Origin of the sequence: Shewanella sp. S1-49-MNA-CIBAN-0167, assembly GCF_040310145.1 — a bacterium.
Lineage (GTDB): Bacteria > Pseudomonadota > Gammaproteobacteria > Enterobacterales > Shewanellaceae > Shewanella > Shewanella psychromarinicola.
Map to the genome: position 1 here is coordinate 1 of NZ_JBEOPO010000312.1, position 265 is coordinate 265.

The 265-nt window shown below is 33.6% G+C and carries 1 protein-coding gene; it reads right to left on the reverse strand.

Annotated elements, in window-relative coordinates:
* Positions 1 to 15 precede the first annotated feature (15 nt).
* The coding region (locus AAEZ00_RS21440) for a TapY2 family type IVa secretion system protein (protein WP_351089948.1) at positions 16 to 265 on the reverse strand (250 nt) is incomplete at its 5' end.

The window sequence follows — 265 nt, forward strand, 5'->3', positions numbered from 1 at the left end:
ATTTAGAACCACACATTAATTGTCTATGTCAGTTCTCCGTTCATCAAGTTCACGAACAAATTTATCGTTAAACTTTTTATCTTCTGCAATGCATTCAACTATCCGTTTCACCAATAAACGTTCATTAGATATTGTTGACACTTGCTTAGCTAGTAAAGCACTTTGCTCTTGTATCGCTAATTTTTTTTCCCATAAAAACAAAGCAATATTTGGACCGTTGGGTGTTTCGATATGGCATTTATACGGAATATAATCAGCTTCTTCT